Below are 16,067 nucleotides of genomic sequence, written 5' to 3'. Positions count from 1 at the left end.
TTCCCGTTCCCGAATCTCGGACGGGAAAGATCGGGAACGTGGACGGGAACGGGAACGTGTACGGGGTTAAGTTATAAGTCGGGACATGAAGATCGCATGCATCGGGGGTGGGCCTGCCGGGCTCTACTTCGGCATCTTGATGAAGAAGGCCAACCCCTCGTCCGAAGTGGTGGTCCTCGAGCGAAACGCGCCCGGGGAGACCTTTGGATGGGGGGTCGTCTTTTCGGACGAGACCCTCGAGTACCTCGAGCAGGGCGACCGCGAGACGCACGAAGAGATCACGCGGGTCTTTGCGCACTGGGATGCGATTGACATCCACTACCGGGGTAGCTGCATCCGAAGCGGCGGCCACGGCTTTTCCGGTTTGGCGCGCCGCAAGCTGCTCGACATCTTGGCCCGGCGGGCCACCGAGCTTGGCGTCGAGATTCGATTCCGCACCGAGGTGGACGACTTCGAATCGCTCGACGTGTTCCGCGACGCCGACCTGGTGGTGGCGGCCGATGGAGTGAACAGCAAGGTGCGCGCGCGTTATGCCGACGTGTTTCGCCCGCATCTCGACGTGCGGCAGTCGAAATACATCTGGCTCGGCACCACGAAGACGTTCGACGCGTTCCAATTCATCTTCGAGGAAAACGAAGATGGGCTCTTCCAGGTGCACGGCTACCGCTTCGACGATGCCACGAGCACCTTCATCGTCGAGTGCGACCAGGCCTCGTGGCGCAAAGCAGGGCTCGACCGCGCCACCACCGACGAGAGCATCGCCTACCTGGAGCGCCTCTTTGCGCGGCACCTCGACGGGCACCGGCTTCTGACGAACCGCTCGATGTGGGTCAACTTCGTCACGGTGAAGAACTCGACCTGGCGGCACGGCAAGGTCGTGCTCATGGGCGATGCCGCGCACACGGCGCACTTCTCCATCGGCTCCGGAACGAAAATGGCCATGGAGGACGCGATCGCGCTCGCCGCCGCCCTGGAGAAAACCGGCGTGGTGCACGAAGATCGACCCACGCGCAAGCGCATCGAGGAGGCTCTCGAGGCATACGAGAACGACCGCTACACCATGGTGCTGCGCATCCAGAAGGCCGCGCAGGACAGCTACCATTGGTTCGAGGGGAGCAAACGTTACCTCGGGCACGAGCCGCTCTCCTTTGCCATGAGCCTGCTCTCGCGGAGCAAGCGAATCGGCTACGACAATTTGAAGGTTCGCGATCCGGCCTTGGTGACGCGCGCCACGGAGGACTTCGTCGCGCGCTGTCGCATCGTCGATCGCGATCCGGCCGACCCTCCGCCGCCGCCCATGTTCACACCGTTCACCTTGCGCGGTCTCACCTTGCAGAACCGCGTCGTGGTCTCGTCCATGTGCATGTATTCTGCAAAGGACGGCTTGGTGGACGACTTCCACCTGGTGCACCTGGGCAGCCGCGCCATGGGCGGTGCAGGCCTGGTGATGACCGAGATGACCGACGTCTCGCGCGACGGGCGCATCACCCCGGGCTGCGCGGGCATGTACCTTCCCGAGCACGTCACCGCGTGGCGGCGCATCGTCGACTTCGTGCACCAGCGCTCGCGCGCGGCCATCGGTATGCAGATCGCGCACGCCGGCCGCAAAGGCTCCACCAAGCTTCTCTGGGAGGGCATGGACGAGCCGCTCGACGAGGGCAACTGGCCGATCATCGGTCCGTCCCCCATCCCGTACACGCCGCGCAGCCAAGTGCCGAAGGAGATGGACCGCGCGGACATGGATCGCGTGAAGGCCGACTTCGTGCGCGCCACGCTCATGGCGCAAGACGCGGGATTCGATTTGCTCGAGGTGCACCTCGCGCACGGCTACCTGCTCTCGAGCTTCCTCTCTCCGCTGTCCAACGTGCGCAAGGACGGCTACGGCGGCTCGCTGGAGAACCGCATGCGCTACCCGCTCGAGGTCGTGGAGGCCGTTCGCGCGGTGTGGCCCAAGGACAAGCCGCTCAGCGTGCGCATCTCCGCCACCGATTGGCACGACCAGGGCTTCACCGGCGATGACGCCGTCGTTCTGGGTGGTGCGCTCAAGGAGCGGGGAACGGACATCGTCGACGTATCCACCGGGCAGACGTCCATCTACGCGCAGCCGGTGTACGGCCGCATGTACCAGACGCCCTATTCCGATCGGGTCCGCAACGAGGCGAAGGTCCCCACGATGACCGTGGGCGCCATCACCACGGCCGACCAGGTGAACACGATCCTCATCGCCGGCCGCGCCGATCTGTGCGTGCTTGCCCGCCCGCACCTGCGCAACCCCAACTGGACATTCGCCGCCGCCGAGGAACAGGGCTACATGGAGCTCGGCTGGCCGGATCAGTACGAGTCGGTTCGCCCGCGTCCCAAGCTATAAGACGCTCAGCGCCGCCTCGATGGCGCGGTGCAGGTCCTTTCGCGGTGTGCCATCGCGCGCTTGCAGCGAGAGGCCATGGATCATCGTGCCGAAAAAGGCGCTGAGGCCGCGTACGTCCGTCGTTGCGGGAAGGTCCCTCTCGCGCATGCCGCGCTCGAGTCGCTTCCGAATGGCCTGCACCGTGCTGCGGCGGATCTCCTCCATGTGCTCTTGCAGACCGCTATTTTCCGTTGCGCTCTGGAGGATGCTCACCACCAGAAGGCAACCCGCCTTGCCCGGTGCCGAGAGCGCGATGTCGACGCTGGTCATCAGCATCACCCGAATGGCCTCGCGCGCGGTGCGCCCCTCCGCGAGCGCCTTCATCGTGCCCGCGCCCGCCGTCTTCTTGTACAACTCGATGGCCTCTCGAAAGAGCGCCTCCTTCGACTCGAACGCCGCGTAGAAGCTCGGCGGGTTGATGCCCATGGCGGCCGTGAGATCGCTCACCTGCGCGCCCTCGTAGCCCTTGGCCCAAAAGACCTCCATGGCCTGCGCCAGCGCGCGGTCGCGGTCGAAACTGCGGGGTCTTCCTCGGGCTGCTGCCATTCTGTAGCAAGAAATACATAAGTCCCTTGACGCCGTCGTTCAAGGTCCCCAGACATTATGTAGTCGATATTACAAAAATGGAGGACGGGATATGTCGGACGTGACCCGAAGCATCGTGAATCGGTATTTCCAGGCTTACCGCGAACGCCAGCCGCCCGAAGCCATCGCGGCGCTTTTCAGCGAGGACGTCGATTGGAACATCCCCGGCGATACCGCGCGCGTGCCCTGGATCGGCCGCAAGAAAGGGCGCGCGGGGGTGGCGGACTTCGTCCGAGGTCTTCGCGAGCGCATCGAGTCCTTGCACTTCGAGGTGCGCTCCATTCTCGTGGATGGCGAGCACGCCGTTGCCCTCGGGGAGCTCGCGTCACGCGTGACGAGCACGGGCAAGGTCATCGAGAGCCCGTTTTCCTTCGAGTTCACCGTTCGCGATGGCTTGATCACGAAGTACCTCATGCTCGAGGACAGCTTCGCCGTGCGCGAGGCGGTGCTTCCCGACATCGAGGCTCGAAAGAAGGCGATCCAAAACTATTTCCGCTGGGTCGACGACGGCGATCCCCGGCTTTTCGATCTCTTCACCGACGACGTCGAGTTCTTCTTTCCCAAGTTCGGACGCGCCCGAGGAAAGGATGCCGTCCGCCGTTTTGGCGCAGCCTTCCAGGCGCTGAGTGCGAAGCTCGAACACGATATCGAGGGACTGCGCTACATCGTATCGGACGACGACTCCATCGCCGTGGAAGGGCAGGAGTGGGGCGTCACCCCCGATGGCGTGAGCTGGCCGGATGGCACCATCAACCAGGGCCGCTTCTGCAACGTCTTCCAGTTCGAAGGCAATCTCATTCGCCGCACGTACATCTACGTGGACCCCGACTTCACCAACGCCGACGAGACCCGCCTAAAGGCGCTGCGCGCCACCTTGTGATCCCCGCGCTGGCGCGGTATGGCTGCGCTATGAATCGGCTTTCCTCGCTCGCGTGTGTCTCCGTTCTGGCCTTGGTGGCGGCTTGTGGATCCGGGTCGGCGGAGGCTCCGCCCCCTGCTCCGCCGCCGGTGGCCGCGCAGCCCGCCGCGACGGCGGACGCGGGGGCCTCGGACACGGCGGACGATGCGGATATAGCCGCCTATGGAAAGAAGTACGTGGACCTCGTGGTCGAATTGTGGCCCGAGGCCGCCACGTCGCTCGGGTTGCATGCGCGCGATGCGGAGCTCAACGATCGCTCGCGTGAGGGGATCGATCGCGCCGTCGCGAAGCAGCGCGCGATGCTCGATGAACTGATGCAGCGCTTCTCGTCCAAGCCGCATGCATCGCGTTCGGCCTTCACGGATTTGGTCATTCTGGAGCACGCGCTCACCGTCGACATCAAGCGCACCGAGGCGCTTCGCCCGCACGAGACGCGCCCCGATTTCTACACCGAGCCGCTCAACGCGATCTTCTACGTCATGGCGCGCGACTTCGCCCCCGGTCCCGAGCGCGCGCGCTCGGCGCTGGAGCGCATCGAGAAGCTGCCGCAACAAGTGCAGTCGGCCAAGGCCAACTTGAAGAACCCGTCGCGCATCGCCACGCAGATTGGCATCGAGTCGGCGGAGGGCGCAAAGACCTTTCTCGACGAGCAGGCGGCGCTGATCCTCAAGGAGCTGCCCGGCGAAAAGGCGCGTATCAATACCGCGGTGCGCGCCGCGAAGGATGCGTATGCCGGGTACGTCACCTGGCTCAAGAAAGACCTTTTGCCGCGCTCGAATGGGCAGTTCGCGTCGGGCAAAGCGCTGTTCGAGTTTCTCACGCACGAGGATTATTTCCTCAATGAGAACTCGGACGAGATTCATGCGATGGGAAAGCGTCTCTTCGACGAGACGCAGCAAAAGCTGACCGAGACCGCGCGGCGCATCGATCCGCAGGCCAAGAAGTGGAGCGACGTGGTCGCCCGCGTGAAGGGCCACCACCCGACGATGGCCGACTTGCTCCCGTCGTACCGGCGTGAGGTCGCCCGCGCGCGAAAGTTCCTCGTCGACAAGGACGTCGTTCCGTTTCCGGCCGGCGACGAGCTCGAGGTGGTCGAGACGCCGACCTTCAAGCGCAACACCACGCAAGCGGCGTACGACATTCCGCCGCCGTTCGATCCGCCGGGCGCCAAAGGCTTCTTCTACGTGACGCCGGCCGAGGCGAGCTGGCCGAAGAAGCGCCAGGAGGAGTGGCTCCGCGAAAACGATCACGGCGATCAAGTCGACACCGCAGTGCACGAGGCGTATCCCGGACACCATTTGCAGCTGTCGTTCGCGAGGCTGCATCCGTCGATCATCCGCAAGGTGACCGGTCCGAGCATCTTCTCCGAGGGCTGGGGCCTCTACTCCGAGGAGCTCATGGCGGAGCTCGGGTACTACACCGACGAGGAGCGCCTCATGCAACTCGTGTGGACCCTCGTTCGCGCGGCGCGCGTCATCATCGACGTGGGCCTGCACACGCGCGGCATGACCTACGAGGAGGCGGTGAAGATCCTCACCGACGAGGTGCACCTCGAGCGTCCGCTCGCTCAGAACGAGGTCAAGCGCTACACCGAGTCGCCGACGCAGCCGCTCTCGTATTTGATTGGCCGCGAGCGCATCTTCGCCATGCGCGAGCGCATGCGGGCACGCGACGGCGCCCGCTTCTCGTTGAAGGCCTTCCATTCGGAGGTCCTCACCCGCGGCACCGTCGCCCCCGGCCTGCTCGAGCGCGAAATCTTCGGCGACTAGCCCCCGAGGCCTTCCAGCATGGCCAGCAGCGCGTTGGCCTTTTCCAGGCCCGCGTTGGTCGACATGGCCGGCTCGTCGCGTACCTCGATTTCGACGAAGCGCTCGGGCGGGATGTCCATGAGGAAGCGGCTTGGCGTGCGCGGGACCGGCTTACCGCGCATCGCGCGTGCCTTGCAGCGCGAGAGCACGAGCACGTCGCGCGCACGCGTCACGCCCACGTAGAAGAGCCGACGCTCTTCCTCGATGTCGGCCGCCTTCGAGGTGTTGCCGTCCTCCGAGAACGTCGGAGCATCCGTCGCACGCTCGTCCAAGGTGCGCTGGTGCGGCAAAAAGCCTTCCTCGCAGCCGATCAAATGCACGATGTCGAACTCGAGCCCCTTCGAGCCATGCAACGTCGACAAGGTGACGGCGTTGCCCTGCGTCTCCTCGTCGGAACCGAAGTCCAACGTGAGCGCGTGCAGGAAGTTCTGGATGTCGCGCGCCTGCTCCATGCCGCCCTTCGCCTCGCGGCGCGCCAGCGTATTGAACAGCCCTTCGACGTTGCCCCATCGCTTGGCCGCGGCATTGGGCGTGGGCGAGCTCGCCTCGATGTCGCGCTTCAGACCGATGCGCTCGCACAGCGAACGCGCGACGGCGCTGGCCGGTGTCTGCTGCACCAGGATCATCTTGCGCGTCTCGGCGATGATCTTCTCGAGCGACTTGCACCCCTGGCGCGCCTGCTCGGAGACGTCGTCGAGCGCATCCACCCGCTCGATGGCCTCCCACAGCGTCCAGCCCTTGGCCTTCGCGTGCAACGCCAGCCGCTCCACGCTGGTGTCGCCAATGCCGCGCGCCGGATAATTCATGATGCGCCGCAGGCTGATCTCGTCCGAGCGATTCAAGGTCAGCTTCAAGTACGACAGGAGGTCTTTGACTTCCTTGCGCTCGAAGAACTGCTGCCCGCCCACGATGCGGTACGGAATGCCCTCCGTGCGCAGGCACTCCTCGATCACCTTGGCTTGGCCATTGGATCGATAGAGCACTGCGCAGTCTTTCGGCTGCTTCTTCTCGTCGCGGATCCAGCGCTGCAGCTCGCGTACCGTGTACGCGGCCTCCGCATCGGGCGACGGAGCCACGGCGATCGTGATCTTGTCATCGCTCAGCCGGCTGCTGAACAGGTGCTTCTTGTGGCGCACGTCGACGCGCTTGGCGATGACCGCGTTGGCCACGTCGAGGATCGTCTGCTTCGAGCGGTAATTTTCCTCGAGCTTGACGACTTGCGCACCGGTGAACTGATCCTCGAACTCGAGGATGTTGCGCACGTCCGCGCCGCGCCAGCCGTAGATGGCCTGATCGTCGTCGCCGACGACGCAGATGTTGCGGTACGGCTCCGCGAGAAGGCGCAGCATCATGAACTGGGCGCGGTTCGTGTCCTGGTACTCGTCGACGAGCAGGTAGCGCGCCTTCTCTTGCCAGCGCGCGAGCACGTCGGGCCGGGCTTGCCACAGGCGCACGACCTCGCAAACGAGGTCGTCGAAGTCGTACGCGGAGAAATTGCGAAGCGCCGCTTGATAGCGCGGGTACACGATTTTCGTGATCTCCGCGTACGGATCCATCCCGTCGTCGGGCAGCTCCTCGGGCAGCAAGAACGCGTTCTTCGCATTGGAGATGCGCGACATGATGGCCGATACGTCGAAGCGCTTGCCCGCGTCGACTTGCCGCAAAATCTCTTTGACCGTGCCGACGGCGTCGCCCTGATCGAAGATCGTGAAGGCCGCATTCTGCGCGCGCTTCTCGCGCGTGAGCACATTCAGGCCGAAGGAGTGGAACGTCGAGATGGTCAGCCCTTTCGCGGCGCTCGTCCGTCCTTCGAGGAGCTTGTGAATGCGCTCGCCCATTTCGCCGGCGGCTTTGTTCGTAAAGGTCAGCGCGACAATCGTGCCCGCGGGGATGCCGCGCTCCAAAAGGCGGACGATACGCTGCGTGATCACACGCGTTTTCCCCGACCCGGCGCCCGCGAGGACGAGAAGCGGGCCATTTTGATGCTCCACGGCCGTTTTCTGGGCCGGATTGAGACCGCTCATGGGCTTCCTTAAGCATGGAGCCGGGCGCGGAACTAGATTGAAAGAGCGCCCGCAATATGCCGGTATGGACGGACGATGAAACCTTCGACGCGCCCCGCACGCCTTGCCAGGTCTATCCTGCCGTTTCTCCCGGTTGCATCGCTTGCATGTGGTGGCGCGACCCCGGAGCCAGCGCCGCCGAAGCCTGTGGAGAAACCCGTCGAGGTGGCTCCGCCCCCCGACGTGAGCGCGGTTCCGGCCCCAACCACGCTGCTCGCCTTCGGGCGCGTGCAAAAGCCGGCCGACGTCTTGCAAATCGTGGGCGGTTGGACGGGGACGCCCCTCCCTCCCGACGTGGTCACCGAGCTCGTGGCCAATGCCGCCGTTTCCAAAGCGGCGGATCTCGGGCGGCCGGTCGATTTCGCCGTGGCCACGGATCCGAAAAAGGCGTCATCGGGCCCAGGCTTTGCGCTCTCGGTGGCCCTGCGCCCGCTCGAGGAGTCCAAGCCGGTCCTCGAAAAGAGCTTCACGCTGAAGCCCGCGCAAGCTGGCATCATTCGCCTCGAGCCCAAAGAGGCGAACGAGGAAGAGGACCGCCGCGAATGCGCGATTTTCCCTTCGGCCGATGCGCCGTTTCGGCTGGTGTGCGGAACGTCGGGGACCGCGCTCGATCTTCTGGGGCCGTACCTCTCGCGCACGTCGCCTCGCGCGAAGTACGCCTCCGACGTGCACGTGGAGGTGACCCCCGAGCCGTTCCGACCGATGCTGACGCAAGGCCGAAGCTTGATTCCGAGCATCATGGGGCAGGTGCTCGGCATTCGGAAGACGGACAACCCCGCATCGGAATTGGAACACGCCGCGCTGGGTGACTTCGTCGACTTCGCCATCGATTTGGATCGCCTCGAGCTCGATGGAAAGCTGGCCGAGCCCGGCGCCGATGCGACGTTGACCGCGAGCTTCAAAGGGCACGAGTCGCTCACCACGCGCCTCGCGGTGAGCCATCCGGAGCGCGCGGGCGCGGCGCCGCCGGCGTTCTGGCGCATGCCGGCATCATCCGACGTGGCGCTGTTCCATGGCGCCATCGACGAGAAGGACGTGGCGCACGCACGCGATCTCACGCTCGATGCCATCGCGAAGCAGCTGGCGAAGTCCTCGGTTGCGGAGGCCGACAAGAAGCTGCTCAAGGATGCGGTGTCGCACACGACGGCGCTCTTTCTCGCGCCCGGCGTCTACGCCAAGGGCATCGACGTGGAGGGCGAGCAGAAGGCCGTCGCGGCGGCAAAGGCCAACCGCGAGGACGCCAAGGCCGGGAAGAAGGGCGCCAAGGATCAGAACGAGATGCGGCGTGCGGTGGGCGAGCAGCTCGCGGGCTGGTCGCTGTTCTCCGTGGAGGAGCCCATCGCCAAGGTGTCGGGCGTCGTGAAAGAGTTGGGCGCGGCCCTGGCGCGCCCCGGCATCGTGAAATGGCTCAAGGAAGAGAACCACGGTCTGGCCGCGCCGACCTTGAAGGCAACGGCGTCTCCTCGCAACGCCACCTTGCCGAAGGGCACCGTGCATTACGAGCTCACCGTCGTTCACGAGCCGCCCGAGTCGCTGGATCTCGGGAAGAAGCCCGCGGATGCAAAAAAGCCGGGTGCCAAAGAGGCAAAGGCGAAGGTGCAGGGCAGGGTGGTGAAGATGCACATCTTCCTGGCGCCCGATGCCAACCGCACGGTGATGGGCTTCGGTGTCGACGATGTGCTTGCGGCCAAGATGCTCGCGGGCGTCTTCGCATCGGGGCCTACGCTCGAGACGCGTGAGGGACTGGACGAGCTCAAACGCGCCAAGACCAACGCGGGTGGCTTCATCACGACCCGCGGCTTCGTGACGGACAGCCCGCTTGCGTACGTTTCGGACAAGAAGCTGCCCGATCGCGATCCGCTTCGCCCCCTGCAAAATGCGCCTGCCCACGGCGGCGCGGTCATCCCGTTCACGTGGCTCGCGCAGCCGGGTAAGGATGCGAACGGCGGCTCGTTCGTCGCGACCGTGAAGCTGCCCAAGGCCGCGGTTCAGGACATCGTCGCCACCGTTACGCAAGCTGGACGATAGATGGCGCGCCCCTGCGCCCGCATGCGCATATAAGATAGCCGCATGCGGGTGCTCCTCGTTTCCGCCAACCGAGAGAAGCTCCCCTCCGCCGTCGTGCCCATCGGCATCTTGTCGGTCGCCGCTGCGGTGCGCGATGCGCACGATGTCTCCGTGGTCGACCTCTGTTTCGAGGCCGATCCCCTGGAGGCCGTGGAGAAAGCCATCACCAGCTTTCGACCCGACGTGGTCGGCCTTGGACTGCGCAATCTGCACGACAACACGTACGCGGGGAGCGAGCACCTGCTCGCGTATTACGAGGACGTGGCCACACGCATCCGTCAGACCACGGATGCGCCGCTCGTGCTCGGCGGCGCGGCGATCACCCTGCGACCCACGCAGCTTCTCGAGCGCCTCGGCGCCTCCCACGCCGTCGTCGGTGAAGGAGAAAACAGTTTTCGCGCCCTGGTGGACGCACTGGCGCGCGGCGAACGACCCGAGCCGATCATCACGTCGGAGGTGATCCGCGCCTCCCAGGCGAAATACGTGCAACTTGCACGCAAGCCGATGGTGCCGAACAGCCTCGATGGGCTGCCCACGCCGGCGCGCGATCTCGTCGATGCGCGCTATTTCAGCCTGGACGGGACCGACTCGGTGCAGACCAAGCGCGGGTGCGCCTTTCAATGCACCTATTGCGACTACCCGGATCTCGAGGGGCGCAAGGTTCGCATGCGCCGCCCCGAGGCGGTGGTCGACGAAATGGAGTACCTCGCCAGCGGCTCGCGTGGGGTGTCGCACGCCTTCGTCGTCGACAGTGTCTTCAACGTGCCGCGCTCGCACGCGCTCGCGGTGTGCCGCACCATGGTCGAGCGGCGGGTGACCCTTCCGTGGGTCTGCTACGTATCGCCGGCATCGCTCGACGAGGAGCTCGTCGAGGCCATGGCGCGCGCCGGCTGCATCGGCGCGGAAATCGGGACCGATTCGGGCACCCCCCGCGTGCTCGAGCGCCTTCGCAAGCCATTCACGCTCGATCAGGTGCGCCGCGTGCGTGCGGCCTTCCGCGCCCACGGCATCGCGGACTGCCACACCTTCGTGCTCGGCGCCGAAGGTGAAACGGTGGCCGAGGCCGAGGGCACGCTGGCCTTCGTCGAAGAGCTCGATCCCGACGTCGCCGTGTTCATCGCCTTCATGGAAGACCGCGAGAGCCATGGCATCGGTCGCGCGGAGCACCGGCAAGCGCTGCTCGATCTCCTCGCGCGCGAGGCACCGAAGCACCCGGGTTGGATCGTTCCCGAGCTGGGCATCCGCTTCGGCACCAAGATATCGACCTTCCTGCAGCGCGCGCGCCTGCGCGGCCCGGGCTGGGTCCACCTGGCCCATGCCCGCCGCGGAAGAGGGTTTAGGGGGTAGGGTTTAGGGTTTAGGGGGAGAAAGCCGCTCTTCTCTGACCCTAAACCCTAGACCCTACCCCCTAAACTTGCCCCATCCGGCATGTGTGAGTACGTGTAGGATATGTCGGGTGTGTCTCGTTATATAACGACTGCGATCGCGATGCTGGCTCTTTGGCTACCGGCGTCGGGCGCTTCGGCGGCTTACCGCGAGGCACACGCCACGGGCTACGACATGCACGCGCGCATCGACGACGCGGGCGTTGCGCAGTTCGAGCATGCCATCACCTACCGCGTCATCGCGGGATCGCTTTCGAGCATCGAGCTCGATGGCATCGATCCGACGGCCGTTCTCGAGTCGCAGCAAGCCACGATCACCGCAGAGGATGGGCATACGATGCCCGGACTGGTGACCTTGCAGCCGCCGTCGGGCGACGCGAAGGATGCGTCGATTCGCGTCGATGTGATGGAAAAGCGGGGCCTGCGCCGCGGTGTCTACGTGATCAAGCTGCGCTACCACGTCGACTTGGTGGCCACGAATGCCATCACGAAAGACCTCGCGCTGTGGCGCATCTCGTGGACGTCGCCGTCGCTGCCCGAGGGCATCGATGGGGAGCGCGTGGTCTTCGATTTGCCGGCCGCGCCCACCGAGCCGCGTGCCTGGCGTCCCGATGCACCGGGGGCTGCGGCGGGGGCGCCGGCGGGGGATGGCATCGTCTCGACGTTGCGCCGTTCTGCAGACCGCGACGAGCTGGAAATCGTGCGTCTGCACGTGGCGCGCGGGGAGCGGGTGACGTGGGGGGCGCGTGTGGATCCAAAGGCGTTCCCGGCGGCGCGGTCGACGGAGCTCCGCCCGCCGTCCACGCCCGCCGCACCCGTGTCGGATCATTTGCACGAGAGCGCGCGCGTGGCGTTCGTAGCCTTGGTGGCGCTCGCCTTTGCCTTCGTCTTCGCGAAAAAGGCGGAGCGCACGTCGGAGCTTTTCGCGCGCGAGCAGACCATCGAGCGCCCGCTCTTGCCGCTCTCGCGTGCCCTCCGCACCGTGGCAGCCGGTGTCTTCATGGCGGCATGCGTGGCGACGCAGCTCGGCGGCTACGCCACGTGGGGCGGTATCTTCCTCGCGTGCTCCATCTTTGCCATCGCCTACCGCGCGCCGCGTGTGACCTTGCGACCGCGTGGGCCGGGCAGCTGGTCGATGGTGCGCGAGCGTGAGGCCTTCGCAGCGGCATCCCGCGCCGGAGACGTCTTCGATGGCTCGACCCGCAAGGGGCGCATCACCTTCGCGATGGCCCTCGCGCTCGTGGGTGGCGGCGTGGTGCTCGTCGACCGATTCGCCGGGCGCGCGGCGAGCTACACGGTGATGCTCGATGCGTTGGTTCTCGTGCCGTTGTTCTTCACCGGCACGCGCGCGCAGCTTCCTCCGCCGGTGCCGCAGGCTTCTGCGGCGTGGCTCAAGTCGCTCTTCGGCGCGATGAAGAAGCACGCCTTGAAAGCCGCGAGCGACGGTTTCCGCATCGTCCCTTGGGCGCGTCACCCGCTGGGCAGCGAAATCCACGACGAGCTGCGCCTTCTCGTTCTCCCGCGCACCTCGATGCCCGGCGTCATCGGCATCGAGATCGGCGCCACCTGGCCTTGCGCCGGCGACGGGCCCTACCTCGCCCCCGAGGTCCTCGTGCGCGTCCACGACGCGAGCGCCGCCGCCGCTCGCCTCGTGACCCTCGCCCCCGAAGTGCGTCCCCTGCCAGGCCGCAAACTCCACGAGCGCGTGGTCCGCCTCACCCCCGAGATCCCGACCTTGGCCGCCACGCGCGATCTGGTCCTTTCGCTCGTCCGCAACTTCGTCGACCGCCGCACCTCGAAGGCCAAATGGGAGGGCACCGATCGCCGCGCCCCACCTCCGGTGGTAAGCTTGCAAGATGAGCCGCGCGCGACCGTCTCGGCCGTACGATCCTAGCGCACCCAACGACCCCGAGGTCGAAGCGGCTTTTGCTGCGGTCCCTGAGACCATGGTTGCCGAGATACTCGACGGCAAGCTGTTTACGATGAGCCGTCCGCGGCCGGCGCCGGCTGGCGTCGCGACCGATTGCCAAGTTCCGCGCTCGCAGAGGGAGCCCCAGCCGGCATGATTATCCGACCCGATTGGGTTTGCGAAGTCATCTCATCGTCCACGGCGCGCATCGATCGCGGCAAGAAGATGCGCATCTATCGGCGCGAAGGCGTCGGTCACCTGTGGCTCTTGAGTCCAACGTTGCAGACCCTCGAGGTGTACCGCCTGGAACGAGAGCGATGGGTCCTCATCGAGACCTACGAGGGCGACGAAGAAGTACACGCCGAACCCTTCGACGCCGTTCCTCTCGCCCTCGCAGGGCTTTGGCCTACTCCCGTCAGTCCCCCTGGCGATGCCGGATCCGATCCAGCCCGACAGCCACCACGATGATGATGCCCGTCAGGATCTCCTGAACCCAGTTGGGGAGCCCCACGTGGGTGCAGCCTGTCTTGATGATCGTCATCAACAAGGCACCGAGAACGGAACCGAGCACCGAGCCCTCGCCGCCGCTGAGTGAACCGCCGCCGATGACCACGGCGGCAATCACGTCGAGCTCGAGGCCCACCGAGTCGGTGGGATCGCCCACGGTGAGGCGGGAGAACTCGAGGACGCCGGCCCATCCGACCAGGATCCCGGCCAGGGCGAACACGCCGAACTTCACCCGCGGCACATTGATGCCGCAAAGACGCGCGGCCGGCTCGCTCGAGCCGACGGCGAACACGTAGCGGCCTGCCTGCGTCGTCCGCAAAAGCAGCGCCACCGCGATGGCCAGAATGACCGTGATCCACACGCCGGTCGGCAAGAGCATCCACTCGCGGCCATCGGGCAACGGCGCGAGCAATGTCTCCAGGCCGTGCGGCTCCGCGTCGATCTTCTGCTCGCTCGCCATGCCTTTGCACAGACCGCGCAAGAGGCTCATCGTGCCCAACGTCGCGATGAACGGGACGAATTTCATGTAGCCCACCAGGGCCCCGTTGATCGCACCACACAACGTCGCCGCCGCGATGCCGGCCAACGCGGATACGAAGGCTCCATGTCCGCCGCGCAACATCAGCGCAATGGCCACCGTGGTGAGCGCGACCGCCGAGCCCACGGAGAGATCGATGCCGCCGAGCACGATGATCATCGTCATGCCGACGGCGGCGATGCCCACCACCGTCGTCTGCCGCAGCATCGTGACGATCGTGTTCGTCGTCGGGAACGTCTCGTGCGCGAGGATGGCGAACAATCCGAAGAGCAGAGCCACCGCGAGCAGCGGCCCAATCCACGCTGCGCGAAGTTTCGGAAGGGACAAACCTTTGGACATCGTCGTCATGTATTTCCTTCGGCACCCGTGGCCGCAGCCAAAAGCGCATGCTCCGTCCACGCCGATGCCGGACGGATCTCACCGAGGCGACCGCGGTACATCACGCCGATGCGATCGCAAATGGAAAGCAAATCGGGAAGGTGGCTCGACACCACGAGCACCGCTTTTCCCGAGGCTGCGAGCGCCCGAATGTGACGTTCGATCTGCGTCTTGCTGTTGATGTCGACCCCGCGGGTCGGCTCGTCGAGCAAGAACAGATCGGCCTCCTGGTGAAGCAAGCGCCCCAGCGCCACCTTCTGCTGATTGCCCCCCGAAAGATCGCGCACTTGCTGGCCCACGTCGCGCATCTTCACCGCGAGCATGTCCGTCCACTTCTTCGCGCTATTGCGCTGCTGTCCGTCTTTGACGAAGCCCGGCGGGCCCATGCCCGACAGCCGCGACATCGTCAGGTTGTCCGCGATGCTCATGCTCAGCAAGAGCCCTTCGCCTTTGCGGTCCTCGCTCAAGAAGCCCACGCCCTGCGCGATGCGCTTGGCCGGCGAGGCCGACCCGCCCTGGCTCGCCACCCGGATGCTTCCGCGCGCCACCGGATCGAGCCCGAAGATCATGCGCAAAAGCTCCGTGCGGCCCGCGCCCAAGAGCCCCGCGATGCCCACCACTTCACCGCGATGCACCGTGAGCGACGCCGACGAAGGCTTCTTCACGCCCGAAGCGTTTTCCACCACGAGCACGGGCGCCTTCTCCGTCACGCCTTCTTCGGTGCGCACGGCTTCCTCGATGGGCGACGTTCCCGCATTCGTCGCGCCACCGCTCATGGCGAGCACCAGCTTCTTCGCCGTGGTCTCCGCGATGGTGCCCTTTTCGGCGACCTGCCCGTCGCGCAGAACCGTGTACACGTCGCACACGCGGAGGATCTCCTCCAAGAAGTGCGAGATGTACACCACGGCGAGCGAACGCTGTTTCAGCTCGCGCAAAAGCACGAAAAGCCGATCCACGTCGCCCGCCGCCAGGGAGCTCGTGGGTTCGTCGAGCAGCAGAATGCGGCACCCTGGCACCGCCAGCGCGCGCGCAATCTCCACCAATTGCCGATCGGCCGGTGAAAGATCCGCCGCGCGCACGTCGAGCGAAATGGTCCCCTCTTTGCCGGTGACCGCCTTCAGCGCGGCTTCCGCCTTCTCGCGCATCTCGCTGCGCCGCAAAAAGCCGTAGCGCGCGGGCTCGATGCCGAGCATCACATTTTCGCCCACCGTCATGTGCCCGCAGAGCGAAAGCTCCTGGTGCACGAGCAACACGCCCGCTTGCCGCGCCTCGCGCGGACCGCTAGGCCGATACGGCACGCCGCCGAGCTCCATGGAGCCCGTGTCCGGCGTCGCCGCGCCCGAGAGGATGCTCATCAGGGTCGATTTCCCGGCCCCGTTCTCACCCATCAGGGCATGAATTTCACCGCTACGAACCTCCAGGTCCACGCCGCGCAGTGCGCGCGTGGCCCCGAAGGTCTTCTGCAGCCCCCGTGCAACAAGGGACGACACACTCACGTCGA

The 16,067-nt window shown here is 65.8% G+C and carries 11 protein-coding genes; 7 read left to right on the top strand and 4 right to left on the bottom strand.

Annotation, left to right across the window (positions count from 1 at the left end; all coding sequences use genetic code 11):
- Positions 1–85 precede the first annotated feature (85 nt).
- Positions 86–2,368 (top strand): bifunctional salicylyl-CoA 5-hydroxylase/oxidoreductase, encoded by a 2,283-nt coding sequence (locus tag LZC95_36790; GenBank protein ID WXA91996.1) that lies wholly within the window; start codon positions 86–88, stop codon positions 2,366–2,368.
- On the opposite strand, the gene LZC95_36785 is transcribed toward LZC95_36790, so the two are convergent.
- Complete coding sequence (locus LZC95_36785) at positions 2,363–2,953, bottom strand: TetR/AcrR family transcriptional regulator (protein WXA91995.1); 591 nt, start codon at positions 2,951–2,953, stop codon at positions 2,363–2,365. The two genes, LZC95_36790 and LZC95_36785, sit on opposite strands and share 6 nt — an antisense overlap.
- Positions 2,954–3,044: 91 nt before the next feature.
- On the opposite strand from LZC95_36785, the gene LZC95_36780 reads away from it, so the two are divergent.
- Complete coding sequence (locus tag LZC95_36780) at positions 3,045–3,872, top strand: nuclear transport factor 2 family protein (protein ID WXA91994.1); 828 nt, start codon at positions 3,045–3,047, stop codon at positions 3,870–3,872.
- 29 nt (positions 3,873–3,901) lie between these two features.
- A complete protein-coding gene (locus LZC95_36775) occupies positions 3,902–5,680 on the top strand; it encodes a DUF885 domain-containing protein (GenBank protein ID WXA91993.1) in 1,779 nt (592 codons plus the stop codon).
- Here LZC95_36775 and LZC95_36770 read toward each other — a convergent pair.
- A complete protein-coding gene (locus LZC95_36770; protein ID WXA91992.1) occupies positions 5,677–7,743 on the bottom strand; it encodes a UvrD-helicase domain-containing protein in 2,067 nt (688 codons plus the stop codon). The two genes, LZC95_36775 and LZC95_36770, sit on opposite strands and share 4 nt — an antisense overlap.
- A gap of 75 nt (positions 7,744–7,818) precedes the next feature.
- Between LZC95_36770 and LZC95_36765 the strand changes: the two genes are divergently transcribed.
- From LZC95_36765 to LZC95_36750, 4 genes are all read left to right on the top strand, one after another.
- Positions 7,819–9,810 carry a hypothetical protein gene (locus LZC95_36765; protein WXA91991.1) on the top strand — a complete coding sequence of 664 codons (1,992 nt, stop codon included), beginning with the start codon at positions 7,819–7,821 and terminating at the stop codon, positions 9,808–9,810.
- Between the two features lie 42 nt (positions 9,811–9,852).
- On the top strand, positions 9,853–11,196 hold the full coding sequence (locus LZC95_36760; protein ID WXA91990.1) for a cobalamin-dependent protein: 1,344 nt from the start codon (positions 9,853–9,855) through the stop codon (positions 11,194–11,196).
- A gap of 141 nt (positions 11,197–11,337) precedes the next feature.
- Complete coding sequence (locus LZC95_36755) at positions 11,338–13,128, top strand: hypothetical protein (protein ID WXA91989.1); 1,791 nt, start codon at positions 11,338–11,340, stop codon at positions 13,126–13,128.
- A 168-nt stretch (positions 13,129–13,296) separates the two neighbouring features.
- A complete protein-coding gene (locus LZC95_36750) occupies positions 13,297–13,611 on the top strand; it encodes a Uma2 family endonuclease (GenBank protein ID WXA91988.1) in 315 nt (104 codons plus the stop codon).
- On the opposite strand, the gene LZC95_36745 is transcribed toward LZC95_36750, so the two are convergent.
- Together LZC95_36745 and LZC95_36740 are read right to left on the bottom strand one after the other, a co-directional pair.
- Positions 13,559–14,527: an ABC transporter permease gene (locus LZC95_36745; protein ID WXA91987.1), complete on the bottom strand. Its 969-nt coding sequence runs from the start codon at positions 14,525–14,527 to the stop codon at positions 13,559–13,561. The two genes, LZC95_36750 and LZC95_36745, sit on opposite strands and share 53 nt — an antisense overlap.
- A 5-nt stretch (positions 14,528–14,532) precedes the next feature.
- Positions 14,533–16,062 carry a sugar ABC transporter ATP-binding protein gene (locus LZC95_36740; GenBank protein WXA91986.1) on the bottom strand — a complete coding sequence of 510 codons (1,530 nt, stop codon included), beginning with the start codon at positions 16,060–16,062 and terminating at the stop codon, positions 14,533–14,535.
- Between the last annotated feature and the right edge of the window lie 5 nt (positions 16,063–16,067).

The organism is Sorangiineae bacterium MSr12523, from assembly GCA_037157775.1.
GTDB lineage: Bacteria > Myxococcota_A > Polyangia > Polyangiales > Polyangiaceae > Pendulispora > Pendulispora brunnea.
Note: the sequence above shows the minus strand (reverse complement) of the source record. Positions and strands in the feature narration are given on the sequence as shown.

Bases quoted from the DNA above. Each gene is read 5' to 3' on its own strand.
- LZC95_36750 (WXA91988.1), top strand. From the start codon at position 13,297: ATGATTATCCGACCCGATTGGGTTTGCGAAGTCATCTCATCGTCCACG.
- LZC95_36790 (WXA91996.1), top strand. From the start codon at position 86: ATGAAGATCGCATGCATCGGGGGTGGGCCTGCCGGGCTCTACTTCGGC.
- LZC95_36775 (WXA91993.1), top strand. From the start codon at position 3,902: ATGAATCGGCTTTCCTCGCTCGCGTGTGTCTCCGTTCTGGCCTTGGTG.
- LZC95_36780 (WXA91994.1), top strand. From the start codon at position 3,045: ATGTCGGACGTGACCCGAAGCATCGTGAATCGGTATTTCCAGGCTTAC.
- LZC95_36770 (WXA91992.1), bottom strand. From the start codon at position 7,743: ATGAGCGGTCTCAATCCGGCCCAGAAAACGGCCGTGGAGCATCAAAAT.
- LZC95_36760 (WXA91990.1), top strand. From the start codon at position 9,853: ATGCGGGTGCTCCTCGTTTCCGCCAACCGAGAGAAGCTCCCCTCCGCC.
- LZC95_36745 (WXA91987.1), bottom strand. From the start codon at position 14,527: ATGTCCAAAGGTTTGTCCCTTCCGAAACTTCGCGCAGCGTGGATTGGG.
- LZC95_36785 (WXA91995.1), bottom strand. From the start codon at position 2,953: ATGGCAGCAGCCCGAGGAAGACCCCGCAGTTTCGACCGCGACCGCGCG.
- LZC95_36765 (WXA91991.1), top strand. From the start codon at position 7,819: ATGAAACCTTCGACGCGCCCCGCACGCCTTGCCAGGTCTATCCTGCCG.
- LZC95_36755 (WXA91989.1), top strand. From the start codon at position 11,338: ATGCTGGCTCTTTGGCTACCGGCGTCGGGCGCTTCGGCGGCTTACCGC.